Source organism: Simiaoa sp. (assembly GCF_051972595.1).
Lineage (GTDB): Bacteria > Bacillota > Clostridia > Lachnospirales > Lachnospiraceae > Acetatifactor > Acetatifactor hominis.
This window is the reverse complement of record NZ_JBOKRY010000033.1, coordinates 15,175-32,576: the sequence shown is the minus strand read 5'-3', so window position 1 is coordinate 32,576 and position 17,402 is coordinate 15,175. Positions and strand designations below refer to the sequence as shown.

Below are 17,402 nucleotides of genomic sequence, written 5' to 3'. Positions count from 1 at the left end.
TGCTGTGTTCCCCGAAGGAATGCTTTACTTACCTGCATGAATTCCCCGAGAGATATGTACAGCAGACATTGTTTTAAATTGAAAGTTAATTAAGAAATGCTATCGAATCCCCGTAGCCCGCATTGGGGCTACTGGTTTCCTTTAAAACAGCCTTAAACTAATGAAAATGGTGGAAAATGAATAGAAAAAAGTTCTATAAAAGAAGCAATTCCTCTGTTTTAGATCTTTTCTGCAATTATGGAGGAAATTATTTACTCCCAAAACAATAATTCCACTATTTCCTGTTATTCGATGGATTTTAGTGGAATCAGTAAACAGAACGCCCACGGTGGACGGAATGTCATGCCGCGATGTCTGTCGGAGGGTGTTGATATTTTCTTGAAAAGTGTTGAAAGACAGGGGAAAGCGGACACGATGTCCGCGTCAGCCAAGCCATGTGTGCATGGCTTTTGGCGCACATGGATGGCGCGTGTAGGCGACCCCGTCATGATGAGAACCACTGTATCACTTTTCATTAGAAAATTCACACCCGGAGACGTGACATCAAGGCGTGATGTTCCGTTCGCCGTAGGCGTTCGTGGGGTTTACGGCAACCCTACGTTACGAGACATGCATCAATTCATAAATGTGTCGCAAAAGGCGCTCCACATTTATTTCATTGACGGCTGTCGAGTGTGTCCATTGGACGCACGGTATAAAAATAGAACGAAATAACCTCTTGTGTGAGCAAGCTCCCACCGAGGTATTCCGTTCTATTTTTGCATGGCTCGTAACTTTCAATTTACAACGTCTCGCGTAATTTTTCCGCTACTTTCGCATACACAGGCACGGGCACATGGTATCTCTCTCCCATACGAACGACTTCGTAGACGAGTCCATCGATCTCAGAATCTTTACCTTCCATGACATCTCGCTGCATGGAAGTGGTAGCTTCCGGTGCCAGGGAGGACAATATCTTCAGGTTGACTTCCACCATATTACGCTCGAAAGGAACACCCATAGCTTCTGCCAGTGCGGCGATCTCGCGGATCATGGTCTTGAAGGCTTCCCGCTGCTCGCCTTCTCTCTGGAAGTCCGCTGCGGTGGCATGATAATAAAGTCCCGCCGCACCGATGGGCGATACATAGGAGAATTTCTCCAAGGCATCCCTTTGAATATTTTCGGAGAGCACGCCATCGATTCCACTGTCATCAAAATCTTTTTTAATATTTTTCAGAGTATCCATTATTTCTTCTGAATGTGCCCCTTTAACGGTTACTTTTTGAGAACTCATATTACGGACACCATATACTACCCGTAGAATCCTGCCATGCTGGATCAGTACCCCCGGTTCTTTAATATTGGCGGAGACATACATACAGCCGTCTGTCACCAGCAGTTCCGGCAGTTTTTCCTGCATCTTCGCACCGGTTCCGTAGATGTTTAACACCGGGATCACCATAGTGGAAGGCTTCGCCACGCGCTGAATAAAAGGAATGGTTTCCTCCAGGGAATATCCTTTCACGCAGACCAGTACCACATCCGGCTGCTCATCATAATGCTCCATATCCGTAGCTTTTACCGGGATGGTCTCGGTGGTGCCGTCCCACATTTTTTCCACAGTAAGTCCGTTCTCCTGCATGGCTGCCAAATGCCTGCCCCTGGCGATCAAGGTGACATCCCTGCCAGCCTTTGTCATATAAAATCCTAAAATTCCGCCGGTTCCTCCGGCTCCGATAATTGCGTATTTCATAATGATAACCTTCCCTTTCTACCGTCCCGGAACAGCCGAACCATACTCCTCCCGGATGTTCCTAAGCTACAATTTATAACTGCTGTCGTATCCACTTCACCCTCAAAACAAACTTATTTACTCACAGACAATCACAGTGCATTTATGATACCACGACGCAAAAGAAGCCGCCAGTCTCTGTTTTCACATAACTGGCGGCTTCTCCTTGATATCATTTATTCCTTACAGGAACTCTTTTACAGACTTGTAAACGCCCTTAGCATCCAGACCGTACTTCTCTACCAGAGCAGCAGCGGAACCGGACTCGCCGAAGACATCCTGCATACCGACTTTCTTCACCGGTACCGGGTAATGTGCACACAGACAGTCGCAGACTGCACTTCCCAGTCCGCCAATGACGGAATGTTCTTCCACGGTGACTACCTTGCCGGTCTTCTTCGCGCTGTTAAGGATGATCTCCTCATCGAGAGGTTTGATGGTACAGATATTTACAACCTCTGCGCTGATGCCTTCCTCTTCCAGCAGCTTCGCTGCACCCAGAGCGGAATCTACACAGATACCGGTGGCTACGATGGTGACATCTTTACCTTCACGGACCACAGTTCCCTTACCGATCTCGAAATGATACCCGGGATGATCGTTGATCACGGGTACTGCGGCACGTCCGAAACGGATGTATACAGGTCCTTCATATTCCAGAGCGGCACGAACAGCGGCTCTGGCTTCCACATCATCGGAAGGGCACATTACTACCATGCCGGGGATGGTGCGCATCAGGGCGATATCCTCGTTACACTGATGGGTAGCGCCGTCCTCACCTACGGTGATACCTGCATGGGTAGCACCGATCTTCACATTCAGATGCGGGTAGCCGATAGAGTTACGCACCTGCTCGAATGCACGTCCTGCTGCAAACATTGCAAATGAGCTTACGAAAGGAATCTTGCCTACCAGGGACAGTCCCGCTGCCACACCCATCATGTTTTCCTCTGCAATACCGCAGTCGATATGACGGTCGGGATATGCCTTACGGAAAATTCCGGTCTTGGTAGCTGCTGCCAGGTCGGCATCCAATACTACCAGATTGGGGAACTCTTCTGCCAGTTCCTTCAGGGAGTTACCATAGCTTTCTCTGGTTGCGATCTTTTTCACGGTATTTTCTGCCATTACTGCTCACCTGCTTTCTCTAATTCTTTTTCGATCTTATCAAGGTCTGCCATTGCCACTGCGTACTCCTCATCGTTGGGAGCCTTACCGTGCCAATCCACATTGTTCTCCATGAAGGAGACGCCCTTACCCTTCAGGCTGTGGAATACGATACAGGTGGGCATGCCCTTGGTCTCTCTTGCTTCCTTGAATGCTGCACGGATCGCATCAAAATCATGTGCATCAGCATTGATCACATGGAAATTGAATGCCTCGAACTTTTTATCAATGGGATAAGGAGAACATACCTGATCGATGGGGCCATCGATCTGCAGGTTGTTGTTATCTACCATAACGCAGAGATTGTCCAGCTTACGGAAGCCCGCGAACATAGCAGCCTCCCATACCTGGCCTTCTTCGATCTCACCGTCACCCAGCAGTGTGTATACACGAAAATCACGTTTGTCCATCTTCGCACCCAATGCCATACCGACTGCTGCGGAAATACCCTGTCCCAGAGATCCGGAAGACATATCCACGCCGGGGATATGGATGCAGGGATGACCCTGCAGGTAGGAACCTAAGTGACGCAGGGTAGGCAGATCCTCTACCGGGAAATATCCTCTGTGAGCCAGTGCGGAATAGAGTCCGGGAGCTGTATGACCCTTGGACAGCACGAATCTGTCGCGCTCCTCCATATCGGGGTTCTTCGGATCAATATTCATCTCCTCGAAATATAAAAATGTAAAAATATCTGCGGCTGACAGGGATCCGCCGGGATGTCCTGCTTTCGCACTATGAACTGCGGTCACAATGCCCTTGCGGACATCATTGGCACGCTTTTGCAGTTCTAAATTCTTCATTGTTTCCTCCATTCCGCCATATTGGCTTATCTGTTGCAATTTACGTTGTTATACTAGCATACTTCCCGATGCTAGTCTAGTAAAAGAATTGCTCTTCTACCGTAAAATATTGCGATGGCAAATTCCAGCATGCAGTTCAAACCTCCATGAAATGAATTTGTCATATAGTGCTCTGTGTGCAAGCACCCTCGCACTATAAGCCAAATTCTATTTCTGAACTGTTTGACCATAGTATGCATTCTTTCCATGCTTGCGATTATAGTGCTTATCCTGCAGTTCCTGCGGTGCCGGCTGAATTCTGGGGTTGATCGTCTCTGCACGATAAGCCATTTTTGCCACCTCTTCCAGTACTACCGCATTGTGGACAGCCTCTTTGGCATCCTTGCCCCAGGCAAAAGGCCCATGGTTCTTGCACAGAACGGCAGGCACTGCTTTCGGATCCTTACCCAGACGTTTGAACTCATTAACGATCAGGTGTCCGGTATTTTCCTCATAAGCGTCCTCGATTTCTTCCTTTGTCAGGCAGCGCACACAGGGAACCGGGCCATAGATATAGTCTGCATGAGTGGTTCCGTAGCAGGGAATGTCTCTTCCCGCCTGCGCCCAGCTGGTGGCATAGGAAGAATGGGTATGTACGATACCGCCGATCTCCGGGAAAGCCTTGTATAACTCCAGATGGGTAGCGGTGTCGGAAGAGGGATTTAAGTTCCCCTCTACCTTATTGCCGTTCAGATCCATGACTACCATCATCTCCGGTGTCAGTTTGTCGTAATCCACGCCGCTGGGTTTGATGACGAACAATCCGCTCTCTCTGTCAATGGCGCTGACATTTCCCCAGGTAAAAGTCACCAGACCATACCGGGGCAGATCCATATTTGCTTCATATACTTTCTGTTTTAATTCTTCTAACATATCCTAAACCTCATTTCTTTTCACGGTCTGCAAACCTTCCGACACATAAGTGTCGTGCAGGTATAATTTTACGACCGAAAAATTATTTTGCGGCAACCGCTGCCTTCTCTGCGGGAAGGAGCTTTTTATACTCTTCCAGGAAAGCCTCAAATCCCTTCACATCCTCTGGCTCTGGTTTCAATGTGGTTCCAGTCTGTCCCGCGAAGATCTTGTCATTTAAATAAGAAGAAAGGGTCTCGCCATCTTTTTTCTCCTTCATGAAAGCTGCCAGAATGGCAATACCCCAGGCACCGCCTTCGCTTGCCGTATCCATAACGGTGATCGGCGCGTTCATACCCGCTGCCATGACACGCTGTCCCACCACGGGAGTCTTGAAAAAGCCGCCGTGTCCCATCAGGGAATCCACTGCCACATGCTCCTCTTTTAACAGAATATCCATACCGATCTTCAACGTAGCAACTGCACTGTACAAGTGGGAGCGCATGAAATTTGCCAGTGAAAAGTCCGCATCGGGAGTTCTTACCACCATAGGACGGCCAGCATCCAGACCGGTGATGGGTTCTCCGGAAAAATAGTTATATGCCGTTACGCCGCCGCAATCCGCAGCACCTTCCAGTGCCTTGCGGTACAGCACACCGTACAGCTCGTTCTTGTCTACTTTCACGCCAAAGCTCTCTGCACACTCGCCGAAGAGGTTAACCCAGGCATTCAGATCTGAGGTACAGTTATTGCAGTGTACCATTGCCACGGGCATACCGTCGGGAGTAGTGACCATATCGATCTCTTCGTGTACTTTTTCCATAGCCTTTTCCAGTACAATCATGGCAAAAATAGAGGTTCCGGCAGAGACATTACCGGTGCGGACAGCCACGCTGTTGGTAGCTACCATTCCGGTTCCCGCATCACCCTCGGGAGGACACATGGGTGCACCGGGCTGTAAGGTTCCGGTGGGATCCAGTAATCTGGCACCCTCTGCGGTCAGAACACCGGCAGGCTCTCCGGCTACCAGTACCTTGGGCAGAATATCGCGGATCTTCCAGTCAAAATTGTGTAATCCATCGAACTGGTCTAACATCTTCTGATCAAAGTCCATAATGGTGGAATCAATAGGGAACATGCCTGCTGCCTCACCGATGCCCAGTACTTTTTCACCGGACAACTTCCAGTGAATGTAGCCTGCCAGGGTGGTGAAAAATGCGATATCCTTTACATGCTCTTCTCCGCTTAAGATTGCCTGATACAGATGGGCAATGCTCCATCTCTGGGGGATATTGAAGTGAAATACCGGAATCAGCTTCTTGCAGGCTTCTTCCGTCATCGTATTTCTCCAGGTACGGAAAGGTACCAGGAGTTCACCCTCTGCATTAAAAGGCATATAGCCGTGCATCATTCCGCTGAATCCCAGTGCCCCCAGCGTGGTCAGCTTCTCACCGTATTTTGCCTCCACATCGTCTGCCAAGCTCTTATAACAGCCCTGCAGTCCTTTCCAGATGTCCTCCAGGCTATATGTCCAAATATTGTTCTCCAGTCGGTTCTCCCAGTCGTAAGTTCCCATGGCAATGGGGGTGTGGCTAACATCTACCAGTACCGCTTTGATCCTGGTGGAACCGAATTCAATACCCAGAACCGCCTTTCCTGCTTTAATGGCTTCTTTTGCTGTTTCGTTCATTGTATTCTCTCCTTTTGCTTTTATATCGTTTCTGCTTCCTTTTTCCTTCATTATCTCTTACACTCTGCTATCTTTTGACCCTGGTATCAATTAATTTCAGTATAATAAGACAATGCTTCAAAGTCCATACATCTTTTGTCTTTTGTAGATACATTTTCATGGTTGTATAGTGCACAACTCCGTTTTCTAAATCACTTATCCGTAGGATGTCCGGGTGCCCTGCGCACCGGGTAAGTCTATCCTAGGTGCTGTTCACATATACTTTTACCAACACTCTCTGTCATCAGGTAACTATCGTGCGAAAACGTCCTTCCCTTTCCTTCCCCCAACTGCTTCTGTGTATCTGCCTCCTTTGCGGCCTCACCGGCGCTATGGCTCTTTTGTCCCGTTGTACTTCCGCAGACAGGCGCTTTGAGCAATTCACCTCTCAGGTTTTCCGGGAGGAAATGACTGCCAGCACCCTGAACATGCACTACACCATTGCGGATCCCGCCGCCTTTGGGATCACGGATTATGAGCCTGTCCTTCCCCTCTATACCTCTGGTCAGCCGGACGCGAGTGAGGAACGTTGTTCTGCACTCCTTAGGCAACTAAGTTGTATTGCTTACGACAAGCTCTCTCCGGAGAATGCTTTCACTTATATACTCCTACAACGGTCTCTGGAAAATGACCTCGCGTTGGCGCAGTTCCCCTATTACAAGGAACCGCTGTCCCCGTCCTCGGGAATGCAGTCCCAGCTCCCCATCCTGCTGGCAGAATACACCTTCCGCACCGGGCGGGATGTGACAGACTACCTGGCACTCTTAGACCAGGTGGACGATTATTTTGCCTCCCTGCTCCTCTATGAGCAGGAAAAAGCTGCCGCAGGCTTCCTCATGCCGGATATTTCCCTGGAAAAAGTCCGAAAACAATGTGACACCATCGTCACCATACAAGAACTGACGCAGGGAACCCACTTTTTGCAGACTACCTTTGAAGACCGGCTGGTGGAATTGCAGGCACAGGGCATATTATCTGCTGAAGCTGTCTCTTCCTTTCTTAAGGAAAATGACCGGCTGCTCACCACGGTAGTACAGCCTGCCTACGACACACTATCCGAAGGGCTGTACTCTCTGGAGACTTCCGGCTCTGCCGATCAGGTGTCTTCTATCTCTCAGGCGTCTCCCGACGAGATCATAGATACATCCGGCGCCCTGCCAAAAGGTCTCGCCCTGTTGCCGGACGGGAAGACTTACTATCACCACCTGCTTTTCGCCGAGACCGGTTCCTCCCGTTCGGAAAAAGAACTGGTGCAGATGCTTCTGGCGCAATTTGAGGAGGAACAGTCTGCCATCCGCAGTCTGGCACAACAGTCCCCTTCTCTGCTTTCCATGCTTTCCGAAGGGATCACGGAAGATTTTCCCATCATGGAACCGGAAGAAATGCTTTCCGATCTGCAATCACGCATGATAAATGACTTTCCTGTCAGTAATCCCACTCCCTCCTTTACTGTCAAGGATGTCGTTCCCAGTCTGGAGCCTTACAGTGCGCCGGCTTTTTACCTGACAACTCCCCTGGGTGATTCCGACAATAATGTCATCTATATAAACCGCCGCAATTCTCCCATGGGGCTGGAGCTCTATACAACCCTGGCACACGAAGGTTTTCCCGGGCATCTCTATCAGACCGTGTACAGCAACCGTGCCTTTTTAGATAAAAACTCTGATCCTGCCAGAAAGCTTGTCTGGTACGGCGGATATCTGGAGGGCTGGGCGTTGTATGTGGAATTTATTTCCTATGATTATGCGGCAGATCTGCTGGAACAATCCGGACAGCCGGATGCCGCACAGGCTGCCCTCCTGGAAAAACATACCCGGAGCCTTCAGCTGTGCATGTATACTCTGTTGGATCTTCTGATCCACGGGGAAGGTGCCGGATACGATCAGACTGCCACATTCCTTGGCAAGTTTGGCATTGATTCCCCGGAAGCCTGCAAAGCGATCTACACTTATATCGCGGAGGAACCCTGCAATTATCCGAAGTACTATGTGGGTTATCTGGAGATTTTAAAGCTACAGGAAACTGCCCGGTCCCATTGGGGTAACAGTTATTCCGACCTTCGCTTTCACACATTTTATCTGGAAAATGGCTGCTGTGATTTTTCCTTGCTGGAGGAGCTGCTGTAAAGTATATTCGCCTTGTAAAACAGCGCTTGTAAAACAACACAAGACCATAACTTGACAAAGCCCCCCTCCTTTTCTATACTTGCAAAAGGAGAGAGGCTTTTCGCTTCCTATATTCCGCTTCCTATATTCCGCTTCCGATAACAGAAAGGCATACAATTCCCATGGAACAACTATTATTCAGTTTGAATGCAACGATCCCCGTATTCCTGGTCATGGTGATCGGTTATGTTTTACAGCAGCTGCATGTTACCAACGACTCTTTTGTCAAAACTCTGAATTCATTCAATTATAAAATCACTCTTCCCGTACTTTTGTTCAAGGACATGTCCACTGCAGATTTTTACAGTGTATGGGATACCGGTTACGTGCTGTTCTGCTTCTTCGTGACCCTGTTCTGCATCGTCATCACCTGGGTCGTGGCAGGCATTTTTTATAAAAACAAATCCCGCCTGGGGGAACTTGTCCAGGCAAGCTACCGAAGCAGTGCCGCTGTCCTGGGTATCGCCTTTATACAGAACATCTACGGGAACTCCGGCATGGCTCCCCTGATGATCGTGGGTACGGTTCCTCTGTACAATATCGCTGCCGTGCTGATCCTGTCCTTCACCGGACCGGATGCGAAGGGCTTCGATAAGAAATCTCTGCTGAAATCCTTAAAAGGGATCATCACGAACCCGATCATTATCAGTATTGCCCTGGGCATGCTGTCCAGCGCCTGCCGGATCCATTATCCCGTGATCATTTCCAAGACCATCAGCAATGTTGCCGTACTGGCTACCCCTCTGGCCCTGATCGGCCTCGGTGCCGGATTCGAGGGTAAAAAAGCCTTGAAGCTTTTAGCCCCCACCGGAGTAGCAACCGTGTTAAAGCTGGTAGTATGGCCTGCACTGTTTCTGCCGCTTGCCGTCCATTTTGGCTTTACCGGAGAAAAACTGGTGGCGATCCTCATTATGTTAGGCTCCCCCACCACCGTAAGCTGTTATATTATGGCGAAAAACATGAACCACGAAGGAACTTTGACTTCCAGCGTGGTCGTTGCCACCACGTTTTTAAGTTCCATCACTCTGACGGTATTTTTGTTCATTTTGCGGAGTCTGCAATTGATTTAGTTACATGATGCCCACGAATTGTTCCGTACTGCGCACTCTCACAATTCTACCCAATATTCGCATATTGCGGGATTATGATCACATTTTCCCCGCAAGGAAAATACTCGCTATCGTTCCCGCTAACGTTGCCAGCAGTGCCCCCGGCAGCGTGTAGCGGGTTTTCGTTACCTTTGCCGCCAGAAAATACACACTCATGGTATAAAAAATCGTCTCGGTACAGCTCATAAGGATCGAGGTCAGCATCCCGGCATAAGAATCCGGTCCGCAGGTCTTGAAAATATCCAGCACCAGCCCGGTAGCCGCAGAGGAAGAGAACATTTTTACAATAAGTAACGGGATCAGCTGCGTCGGAAGTCCCACTGCCTGCGTCGCCGGTCCGATCAATTTCCCCAACAATTCAAAAAATCCGGAGGACCGAAGGATTCCCACTGCCATCATCAGTCCTACCAGTGTCGGAAGGATCTCCACCACAATGCACAGCCCCTCTTTTGCCCCCTTCAAAAAAGTCTCGTATACTTTCACCCCTGAGACCATTCCGTAACCCACGATCCAGAAGATCACCATGGGAATCATAATATCTGACATATGTGTCAATACGTTTATCATGGTCCTTACCTATCCTTCCATTTACAATAAATCACGGAAATGATGGTACTGAAAAGTGTAGCCACCAGTGCCGGAGCAATGATCACCGCCGGGTTGGCACTGCCGTACCGGCTGCGATAGGCGATCATGTTGACCGGGATCAGTTGTAAGGACGAAATATTCAGGATCAAAAAGGTACACATTTCATTGCTGGCTGCCGTGACTTTTTTCCCCCTCTGCTCCTCCAGCTTCGCCAGCTGTTCCATGGCTTTCAGTCCCGCCGGGGTACACGCCCAGCCAAGCCCCAGCACATTGGCAATCAGATTTGTGGCTATGTATTCCCCCGCCGGATGATCCTCCGGAAGTCTTGGGAACATAAATTTCAGAAAAGGCCGGATACCCTTTGTCATCTTCGTGATCATACCGGATTCCTGCGCGATTTCCATCAGTCCCATCCACAGTGCCATGACCCCTGCCATGGTGATGCAGAGGCTCACCGCCTCTCCGGCACTGTCAAGCGCCCCTCCTGTCAATGCACTCATCTGCCCGGTACAGACACCGTAGATCACACCTAACAGGATCATTCCTGCCCAGATATAGTTAAGCATCTTCTCCAAACCGCCTGCTATTCCTTCGTTTCACTATATGCGAATGTCGGGATGTCCTATGAAAATACGAATCGCGCCTTCGGTCATGTCCTACCATGCCTGCATTTCCATCCGGAATTTCTTCCCGGCATACAAATATAAGCCTTCCGGTAATATATTTTCCGAAAGGCTTATCTGGTTCATTCTCTCAAATTCTTTTACAGCGTTCCCTGTGCGAACAGGCTTCTCACATGTGCTACTTCTTCCGCAGTGGCTTTCTCTGCCGGCACATAATAAGATTTCTCTCTGGCGATCTGGTACAGCTCCTCCTGGGACTGCTCACAGGCGGTACGGAACTGCTTCAGTGTCTGTTTTAATTCCTTGTTCTCTGACTGGGCGATCATTCCCGCATAGCGGGTCAGTTCACCGTTGATCCCGGCCAAAGTATCTGCTACCATTGTCTTTTCCTGCATTCTGCTGCCTCCTTACTGTAAAAACTTCATAAGCTGCTGTTTGTTCTCCATAGCGCTGCGGGCACCCTTTTCAAAAAACTGTTTTACCTTCGGGTCCTCCGCTTCCTTGGCATACTCCTGCATTTTGCAGTGGGTCGTGTCAAAGCCGCCGATCAGATGGCGCAGATTCTGCAGATCTAATTCTGAAATATCACTCATGCTGTTAACCTCCTTTTGATTCCTTCTGTTCTATGCGAGGTTAGTATGTGCAGGATATTTTTTTCTATACTAGATAAAGTTTGCAAAAATAGATACGGAAATCACAGTCAAAATACCGCAGACCACGATGGATAAGCTACTCATGGCGCCTTCGATCTCACCCAGTTCCATGGCTTTCGCGGTTCCCAGGGCATGAGCGCTGGTGCCGATGGCAAGACCTTTGGCAATGGGATCCTCAATCTTGCACAGGTGGCAGATCGTATCTGCCAGGATATTACCTAAGATTCCGGTGACAATGATGACAACTACGGTAATGGTCACAATACCGCCCATTTTTTCGGAAATCCCCATACCGATAGCTGTGGTAATGGACTTGGGCAGAAGCGTTACATACTGCTCATGATTCAGACCGAACATCAGACTTAAAGCAAAAACGCTCACCATGGCAGTCAACACGCCGGCGATGATTCCGCCGAAAATGGCCTTGGGATAAGTCTTTAACAGCTCCAGCTGACGATACAGAGGCACTGCCAGACTAACCGTTGCCGGAGTCAGGAAAATGCTGATATACTGCGCGCCGTTTGCATAGGTCTCATAATCTATATGGAACAATAACAATACTGCCACGATCAGGATTACGGAGATCAGTAAGGGATTGGCAATGGCTTTTCCGGTCTTCTGTTTGATCCACAGACCGATCTCGTAGGTGACCAGTGTAATGGCAATGCCGAAAAATATGGACTGACTTAATATTTCATTCATTTATCTGTCCTCCTTATCATCTGCGGCACCTACCGTTCCGACCGTCTGCATGGCTGCGGCACCTTTGTTTTTCTGCCCCCGGATAATATGCTGGGATACCCGGCCTGTCACGATCATGATCAGTACCGTGGATACCAACGTGATCACACAGATGGGAAGCAGCATCTCTTTTAAAGCATCCACACTTGCCATGATTCCCACGGTAGCAGGCACGAACATAATGGACATGGCATCCACGAGGAAATCCGCCGCGGTCTCCACCTTTTCCAACGGGATCAGTTTTGTGATCAGACCCACCAGCATGATCACCAGACCATAAACGCTGGCTGCGATGGGAAGCGGGATCAGGATCTCCAGAAGCTCTGCCAGAAAGGAGATTCCCAGGATAATCGAAAGTTGTTTCACATATTTCATGATATTGTCACCCTACCTGTTTACTTTAGTATTTTATTTCTTTGATGTCGGGATCAAAAGCCCCCGACTTTGATGCCTACGGATTGCACACAAACAAAAGAAGCTGCGCACTATTTTTTCAGCACGCAACTTCGTATTATACTACTCGATTTTTACTTTCACAATCAGCATTCTCTACCATTTGAGTAGACTTTTTGACCTTGCTTTCGTGAATTTTTCCCTTACATCTGGTGTCTTACCACTGCATATTCGTCATCTAGTCGGAAGTAGGGACACTCCTGCTGGGTTCCGGATAAAAAGCGGTACATTTCATCCTCATCCAAATTCACCATGCAGCAATAGCATTCATAATCTTCGTCATATTCATAATTGACACATGCATCACAATTCGTCATTTTGCCTCTCTCCGCATATGCCTTTCATGGATGTATTATCCTACATTATCCTCATATGCTTTTGTCTGTTTTGTTCGGTTTCATTATGGCATTTTCACTGTTTCATGAGTTGCCGTGCAGATACTGATAGATTTCCCGTTTTCCGACACCTCTGTCTTTTGCCACCTGCTTCATGGCGGATTTATTATCCATACCCTGCTCTTCGTAATAGGCCATATGTTCTTCAATGCTCATGGATTCCCAGGATGCGATCTCTTCCTGTCGTTTCTCTTCCGGGCTTTTCCCTTCCACTACCAGGACATATTCCCCACGGGGCTCCTCTGTCTTGTAGTAGTCCAGCGCCTTTTCCAAAGTGGTGGGGAATACTGTCTCGAACTTCTTGGTCAGTTCACGGCACAACGTGATCCGCCGCTCCCCCAATGCCGCATACAGTTCCTCCAGTGTCCGGATCAGATGATGGGGTGCTTCGTAGAGGATCATGGTACGGCTCTCGGTCTTCAGTTCCTCCAGGATCACTTTCTTTTCCTTTTTATCCGCAGGCAGGAATCCTTCAAAACAAAACCTTCTTGTACTGAGTCCTGATAAGGTCAGTGCTGTAATACAGGCCGCAGGACCCGGCAGAGAAGTTGCGGGAACGCTCTGCTCCTGGCACATCCGCACCAGTACTTCACCGGGATCGGAGATCGCCGGGGTACCGGCATCAGTGATCAGCGCAATGTTCTGTCCGTTTAACAGCTGTCCTACCAGCTGGTGTGCCTTCTCTACTTTATTGTACTCATGGTAGCTGGTCATGGGCGTGTGGATGTCGAAATGATTCAGCAGCTTGATACTGTTACGGGTATCCTCCGCCGCGATCACATCCACCGTCTGCAGGGTCTCCACCACCCGCGGTGTCATATCTCCCAGATTGCCGATAGGCGTCGCACACAAATATAAAGTTCCGGGCATGAGCTCCTGCCTCCTCTCCAAATCATAGTAGTCTATAACTATTCAAAGCCATGATATTCTTAACTATCTAATATCCATATATATCATATATTTCCGGCATATACACTCCCGGCGCCTGATACACGATCAGTGGCTTTTCCACAGTCATGCGGGATCTGCCACCTCGCACCGCCTCGACGAGCACCATATTGGGCTCCTTGTCGATGTAGGGATATACAAGCTGCATCCGCTTCGGCTCCAGCTTGTATTTTACCAGTATGGTCATGATCTCCGCCAGTCGAAAAGGGCGATGCACCATGTAAAAATGTCCGCCGGGCTTTAACAGTTTTGCTGTCCTGCTGACCACATCCTCCAGCGTGCAGAGCACTTCGTGTCTGGCGATCGCTTTTGGTTCCTCCGGGTTCGTCAATCCATGCTGTCCGATCATGTACGGAGGATTACAGGTAATACAGTCAAAAGAAGCAGTCTGGAATATCCGGTCTGCTTCCTTGATGTCTCCTGTCACGATGTCAATGCGGTCCTGCAGATTGTTCAACGCCACACTGCGTCTCGCCATATCTGCGCTCTCCTCCTGGATCTCCAGGCCGGTGAGATGGGAGCAGTGGTATTTTGCTTCCATCAGAAGTGGGATGATCCCGGTGCCTGTCCCCAGATCCAGTAAAATATCTTTCTCTCTGGCATTGGCAAATCCTGTCAGAAGCACCGCATCCATGCCGAAACAAAATTTCTCCGGATTCTGTATGATCTGATAACCATTCCGCTGAAGGTCATCAATTCGTTCTTTATCCTTCAGTTCAACCTTCATTCGTGTTCTCCGGTTTTCTTCCGTTACCGTTATTACCGTTGTTGCCGTCTCTTCTGCCACCGTGTCTTTGTCTTCTGCGGAAGGAATTGTCTCCCTGTGCCTGTCCCTGGCTGCCGGACTGCTCTGCACCCTGAGCATTGCTGTTCTCTCTTACCTGCTCCGGACGGTTCTGCGGACGATTCTCACGGCGTCTGTCACCGCGGTTGTTATCCCTGCGGTTGTCACGGTTATTGTCTCTGCGGTTGTCACCACGATTCTCGTTGTTCCGATTTTCTCCACGATTATCATTACGGTTCTGATTCTCACCACGGTTATTATTTCTGCGGTTGTCGTCTCTTCGTCCGTCGCGTCTGCGGCTGTCTCCATGATTCTCGCCGTCGGCTCTCTGTTCTCTGCGGTCCTGACGCTCCGGGCGCTGCTCCGCACGTTTTTCTGCGCGTTCTTCCGCTTCTTCCTTCTCCTCGATCTCCTCTAACTTCTCGAGTTCCTTCTGCTCTTCCTTAGACAGTTCCTGACCGCCCTTTTTGCCGCGGCGTCTCTTGAACTGTAACGTGTCTGCCTCGTACTCCTTCAGTTCCTTCTCGTCACCGACTTCTACCAGTACCTTGACCAGCTGACGCAGTACGTTGACGCTCTGTACCTCGCCGTGCAGTCCGTCTGCCGTCTGGACATAGTCACCCACACCGGGAAGCTTGCGGTTCAGTTCTTCGTAGGTGTCTTCCTCATTTTTCAGGCAACACATCAGTCTGCCGCAGACACCGGAGATCTTGGTGGGATTCAGGGACAGATTCTGCTCCTTCGCCATCTTGATGGATACCGGCACAAAATCTGACAGATAGCTGTGGCAGCACAGAGGTCGTCCACAGATACCGATACCGCCGCGTATCTTGGTCTCATCGCGGACGCCGATCTGGCGCAGCTCGATACGGGTCTTGAACACACTTGCCAGATCCTTGACCAGTTCACGGAAGTCGATACGTCCGTCTGCTGTAAAATAGAATAATACCTTATTGTTATCAAACGTATACTCTGCATCGATCAGCTTCATTTCCAGACCATGCTTTAATATCTTCTCTTTACAGATTTTGAAGGCTTCCTTCTCTTTTTCTTTGTTGGCAGCCTCCTGCTCGATATCTCTCTCTCCTGCGATCCGCATCACAGGCTTCAGCGGCTGGATCACCTTGTCATCCTCTACCTCATGCACTCCCGCTACGACCGTGCCGAACTCTATGCCTCTGGCGGTCTCCACGATCACGTGGTCGCCTCTCTTTATCTCCAGCTGCAGCGGATCGAAGAAATATACCTTGCCCGCTGTACGAAATCTCACACCGATTACTTTTGTCATATCTATCTACCTCACTGATGCCCATGGCATCTTCACTTATAATAAATTAAAACAACAGCTGCCTGCGCAAAATGCGCCTGCAACTGCTATTTTATCATATCTTTTCTAAAATGACTACTCTAATATTAGCGTCTTATGATACATAAGTTTTCTTAGGACAGCACAGACCGAAATACCCTTAAAGCATTTAAGGAAAATACCTTATCGATTTCCGCAGAAGAAAAACCCTGTCGTTCCATCTCTGCGGTAAGCTGCTGCATTTTTTCTGCGCCGGACAGCTCACAAGGCTCTCCGAAGCCATCGAAGTCACTTCCCAGTGCTATTGCATCGATTCCTGCCAGGTTTTTAATATATTGCATGTGCTCCACCATTTTTTCAATCCGCCCGATCTTTCCACCATCCTCAAGAAATCCTACGAAATAGTTGATACCGATAACACCGCCCCGCTCTCCGATCATTCTGATATTAGTATCCGAGAGATTCCGCAGATGTGAGCAGAGTGTACGTGCGTTGGAGTGACTTGCGATCACAGGGCCATGCGTAAGCTCAAAAATGTCCCGTATGCCGGCATCATTTAAATGGGAAACATCAATAAGAATGCCGATTCTCTCCATTTCCTCCACAAAGCTTTTCCCGGTATCCGTAAGTCCATTGACCATGTCCGGGATTCGGGGACTTCCCGGTGCGATTGCCGGATTGGGATACCCCAGTTCATTTGCAAAGTTCCATGTCAGGGTAGACATTCTGACGCCTTTGTCATATAGTGCATACAGGTTTTCCAGTTTTCCTTCATACACTCCGCCCTCTTCCACTGTCATCATAGCTGATAGCTTCCCCATCCTGGCGTTCTCTTCCATACTCTCTACTGTTGTCACCTGTCCTATGATATCCGGATATTCCGCTATCTGTGCTTTCCAGAAATCTGCAAGCCCCAATACATGTGTAAATGGTGACTCGCCTCTTTTCTTCAATGCTCCCAGATGGGTAAAAAGGGAAAAGCACTGGCAAATATATCCCCCTTCTCTCATCCGGTTCAAATCGATTCTTCCGGAATTGGAAAGAAGGGAAGTCTCCTTCCCTTCCCTGAAATCCGAGTACATATTAGGTATCGTATCACAGTGTAGATCAATTAACTGGTACATCTAAGCTGCCTCCTCCTATTCAGATAGAGCTCCCTGCGCAAATTCAGTATATGCTTCATCCACAACCGTAATGACATAATCAGGCTCCGGGCTTCACGCCGGTTATGACACCTCTTTACAGTCCGAATTCTTCCAGTGCCGCATAGAATAAC

At 49.0% G+C, this 17,402-nt stretch carries 17 protein-coding genes and 1 pseudogene; 2 read left to right on the top strand and 16 right to left on the bottom strand.

Annotation, left to right across the window (positions count from 1 at the left end; genetic code table 11):
- Nucleotides 1–781: 781 nt before the first annotated feature.
- The 5 genes from ACTRDR_RS11185 to ACTRDR_RS11165 form a co-directional block, all read right to left on the bottom strand.
- Nucleotides 782–1,732, bottom strand: coding sequence for a ketopantoate reductase family protein (locus ACTRDR_RS11185; RefSeq protein WP_440527564.1), 951 nt, complete (start codon nt 1,730–1,732; stop codon nt 782–784).
- Nucleotides 1,733–1,954: 222 nt separating this feature from the next.
- Nucleotides 1,955–2,899 carry a transketolase family protein gene (locus ACTRDR_RS11180; protein ID WP_176864758.1) on the bottom strand — a complete coding sequence of 315 codons (945 nt, stop codon included), beginning with the start codon at nt 2,897–2,899 and terminating at the stop codon, nt 1,955–1,957.
- Nucleotides 2,899–3,741: a thiamine pyrophosphate-dependent enzyme gene (locus tag ACTRDR_RS11175; RefSeq protein ID WP_176864760.1), complete on the bottom strand. Its 843-nt coding sequence runs from the start codon at nt 3,739–3,741 to the stop codon at nt 2,899–2,901. Before ACTRDR_RS11175 ends, ACTRDR_RS11180 begins: the two co-directional genes overlap by 1 nt.
- A 207-nt stretch (nt 3,742–3,948) precedes the next feature.
- Nucleotides 3,949–4,653 carry an L-ribulose-5-phosphate 4-epimerase gene (locus ACTRDR_RS11170; protein ID WP_176864762.1) on the bottom strand — a complete coding sequence of 235 codons (705 nt, stop codon included), beginning with the start codon at nt 4,651–4,653 and terminating at the stop codon, nt 3,949–3,951.
- Nucleotides 4,654–4,735: 82 nt separating this feature from the next.
- Nucleotides 4,736–6,322 carry a xylulokinase gene (locus ACTRDR_RS11165; RefSeq protein WP_440527562.1) on the bottom strand — a complete coding sequence of 529 codons (1,587 nt, stop codon included), beginning with the start codon at nt 6,320–6,322 and terminating at the stop codon, nt 4,736–4,738.
- Between the two features lie 446 nt (nt 6,323–6,768).
- On the opposite strand from ACTRDR_RS11165, the gene ACTRDR_RS11160 reads away from it, so the two are divergent.
- Both ACTRDR_RS11160 and ACTRDR_RS11155 read left to right on the top strand, forming a co-directional pair.
- Nucleotides 6,769–8,487: a DUF885 domain-containing protein gene (locus ACTRDR_RS11160; protein WP_440527560.1), complete on the top strand. Its 1,719-nt coding sequence runs from the start codon at nt 6,769–6,771 to the stop codon at nt 8,485–8,487.
- A 161-nt stretch (nt 8,488–8,648) separates the two neighbouring features.
- A complete protein-coding gene (locus ACTRDR_RS11155; protein ID WP_440527558.1) occupies nt 8,649–9,596 on the top strand; it encodes an AEC family transporter in 948 nt (315 codons plus the stop codon).
- A 78-nt stretch (nt 9,597–9,674) separates the two neighbouring features.
- On the opposite strand, the gene ACTRDR_RS11150 is transcribed toward ACTRDR_RS11155, so the two are convergent.
- The 11 genes and pseudogenes from ACTRDR_RS11150 to ACTRDR_RS11100 all read right to left on the bottom strand — a co-directional run bounded on the left by ACTRDR_RS11150 (nt 9,675) and on the right by ACTRDR_RS11100 (nt 17,250).
- Nucleotides 9,675–10,199 (bottom strand): spore maturation protein, encoded by a 525-nt coding sequence (locus ACTRDR_RS11150; RefSeq protein ID WP_440527566.1) that lies wholly within the window; start codon nt 10,197–10,199, stop codon nt 9,675–9,677.
- An 8-nt stretch (nt 10,200–10,207) separates the two neighbouring features.
- Nucleotides 10,208–10,789 carry a nucleoside recognition protein gene (locus ACTRDR_RS11145; protein ID WP_176864772.1) on the bottom strand — a complete coding sequence of 194 codons (582 nt, stop codon included), beginning with the start codon at nt 10,787–10,789 and terminating at the stop codon, nt 10,208–10,210.
- Nucleotides 10,790–10,986: 197 nt separating this feature from the next.
- A complete protein-coding gene (locus tag ACTRDR_RS11140) occupies nt 10,987–11,241 on the bottom strand; it encodes a spore coat protein (protein WP_337414156.1) in 255 nt (84 codons plus the stop codon).
- Nucleotides 11,242–11,253: 12 nt separating this feature from the next.
- Entirely contained in the window at nt 11,254–11,439 is a 186-nt protein-coding gene (locus ACTRDR_RS11135) for a hypothetical protein (protein ID WP_022312740.1), read from the bottom strand.
- Between the two features lie 69 nt (nt 11,440–11,508).
- Nucleotides 11,509–12,201 (bottom strand): LrgB family protein, encoded by a 693-nt coding sequence (locus tag ACTRDR_RS11130; protein WP_022152868.1) that lies wholly within the window; start codon nt 12,199–12,201, stop codon nt 11,509–11,511.
- Nucleotides 12,202–12,615 carry a CidA/LrgA family protein gene (locus tag ACTRDR_RS11125; protein ID WP_176864774.1) on the bottom strand — a complete coding sequence of 138 codons (414 nt, stop codon included), beginning with the start codon at nt 12,613–12,615 and terminating at the stop codon, nt 12,202–12,204.
- Between the two features lie 221 nt (nt 12,616–12,836).
- Nucleotides 12,837–13,010 (bottom strand): DUF6472 family protein, encoded by a 174-nt coding sequence (locus tag ACTRDR_RS11120; protein ID WP_022312743.1) that lies wholly within the window; start codon nt 13,008–13,010, stop codon nt 12,837–12,839.
- Between the two features lie 102 nt (nt 13,011–13,112).
- Nucleotides 13,113–13,958 (bottom strand): 16S rRNA (cytidine(1402)-2'-O)-methyltransferase, encoded by an 846-nt coding sequence (rsmI, locus tag ACTRDR_RS11115; RefSeq protein ID WP_440527555.1) that lies wholly within the window; start codon nt 13,956–13,958, stop codon nt 13,113–13,115.
- Nucleotides 13,959–14,025: 67 nt separating this feature from the next.
- A complete protein-coding gene (locus ACTRDR_RS11110; RefSeq protein ID WP_440527554.1) occupies nt 14,026–14,763 on the bottom strand; it encodes a tRNA1(Val) (adenine(37)-N6)-methyltransferase in 738 nt (245 codons plus the stop codon).
- Nucleotides 14,764–15,202: 439 nt separating this feature from the next.
- Nucleotides 15,203–16,108, bottom strand: a pseudogene (locus ACTRDR_RS11105) (PSP1 domain-containing protein); the annotation flags it as partial.
- A 152-nt stretch (nt 16,109–16,260) separates the two neighbouring features.
- Nucleotides 16,261–17,250, bottom strand: a complete 990-nt coding sequence (locus tag ACTRDR_RS11100; protein ID WP_440527553.1) for a dipeptidase — start codon at nt 17,248–17,250, stop codon at nt 16,261–16,263.
- Nucleotides 17,251–17,402: the final 152 nt, after the last annotated feature.

What these genes read in the sequence shown, in the direction of transcription:
- ACTRDR_RS11185 (WP_440527564.1), bottom strand. Translation starts at nt 1,732, where the DNA reads ATGAAATACGCAATTATCGGAGCCGGAGGAACCGGCGGAATTTTAGGA.
- ACTRDR_RS11180 (WP_176864758.1), bottom strand. Translation starts at nt 2,899, where the DNA reads ATGGCAGAAAATACCGTGAAAAAGATCGCAACCAGAGAAAGCTATGGT.
- ACTRDR_RS11175 (WP_176864760.1), bottom strand. Translation starts at nt 3,741, where the DNA reads ATGAAGAATTTAGAACTGCAAAAGCGTGCCAATGATGTCCGCAAGGGC.
- ACTRDR_RS11170 (WP_176864762.1), bottom strand. Translation starts at nt 4,653, where the DNA reads ATGTTAGAAGAATTAAAACAGAAAGTATATGAAGCAAATATGGATCTG.
- ACTRDR_RS11165 (WP_440527562.1), bottom strand. Translation starts at nt 6,322, where the DNA reads ATGAACGAAACAGCAAAAGAAGCCATTAAAGCAGGAAAGGCGGTTCTG.
- ACTRDR_RS11160 (WP_440527560.1), top strand. Translation starts at nt 6,769, where the DNA reads ATGACTGCCAGCACCCTGAACATGCACTACACCATTGCGGATCCCGCC.
- ACTRDR_RS11155 (WP_440527558.1), top strand. Translation starts at nt 8,649, where the DNA reads ATGGAACAACTATTATTCAGTTTGAATGCAACGATCCCCGTATTCCTG.
- ACTRDR_RS11145 (WP_176864772.1), bottom strand. Translation starts at nt 10,789, where the DNA reads ATGCTTAACTATATCTGGGCAGGAATGATCCTGTTAGGTGTGATCTAC.
- ACTRDR_RS11140 (WP_337414156.1), bottom strand. Translation starts at nt 11,241, where the DNA reads ATGCAGGAAAAGACAATGGTAGCAGATACTTTGGCCGGGATCAACGGT.
- ACTRDR_RS11135 (WP_022312740.1), bottom strand. Translation starts at nt 11,439, where the DNA reads ATGAGTGATATTTCAGAATTAGATCTGCAGAATCTGCGCCATCTGATC.
- ACTRDR_RS11130 (WP_022152868.1), bottom strand. Translation starts at nt 12,201, where the DNA reads ATGAATGAAATATTAAGTCAGTCCATATTTTTCGGCATTGCCATTACA.
- ACTRDR_RS11125 (WP_176864774.1), bottom strand. Translation starts at nt 12,615, where the DNA reads ATGAAATATGTGAAACAACTTTCGATTATCCTGGGAATCTCCTTTCTG.
- ACTRDR_RS11120 (WP_022312743.1), bottom strand. Translation starts at nt 13,010, where the DNA reads ATGACGAATTGTGATGCATGTGTCAATTATGAATATGACGAAGATTAT.
- rsmI (WP_440527555.1), bottom strand. Translation starts at nt 13,958, where the DNA reads ATGCCCGGAACTTTATATTTGTGTGCGACGCCTATCGGCAATCTGGGA.
- ACTRDR_RS11110 (WP_440527554.1), bottom strand. Translation starts at nt 14,763, where the DNA reads ATGAAGGTTGAACTGAAGGATAAAGAACGAATTGATGACCTTCAGCGG.
- ACTRDR_RS11100 (WP_440527553.1), bottom strand. Translation starts at nt 17,250, where the DNA reads ATGTACCAGTTAATTGATCTACACTGTGATACGATACCTAATATGTAC.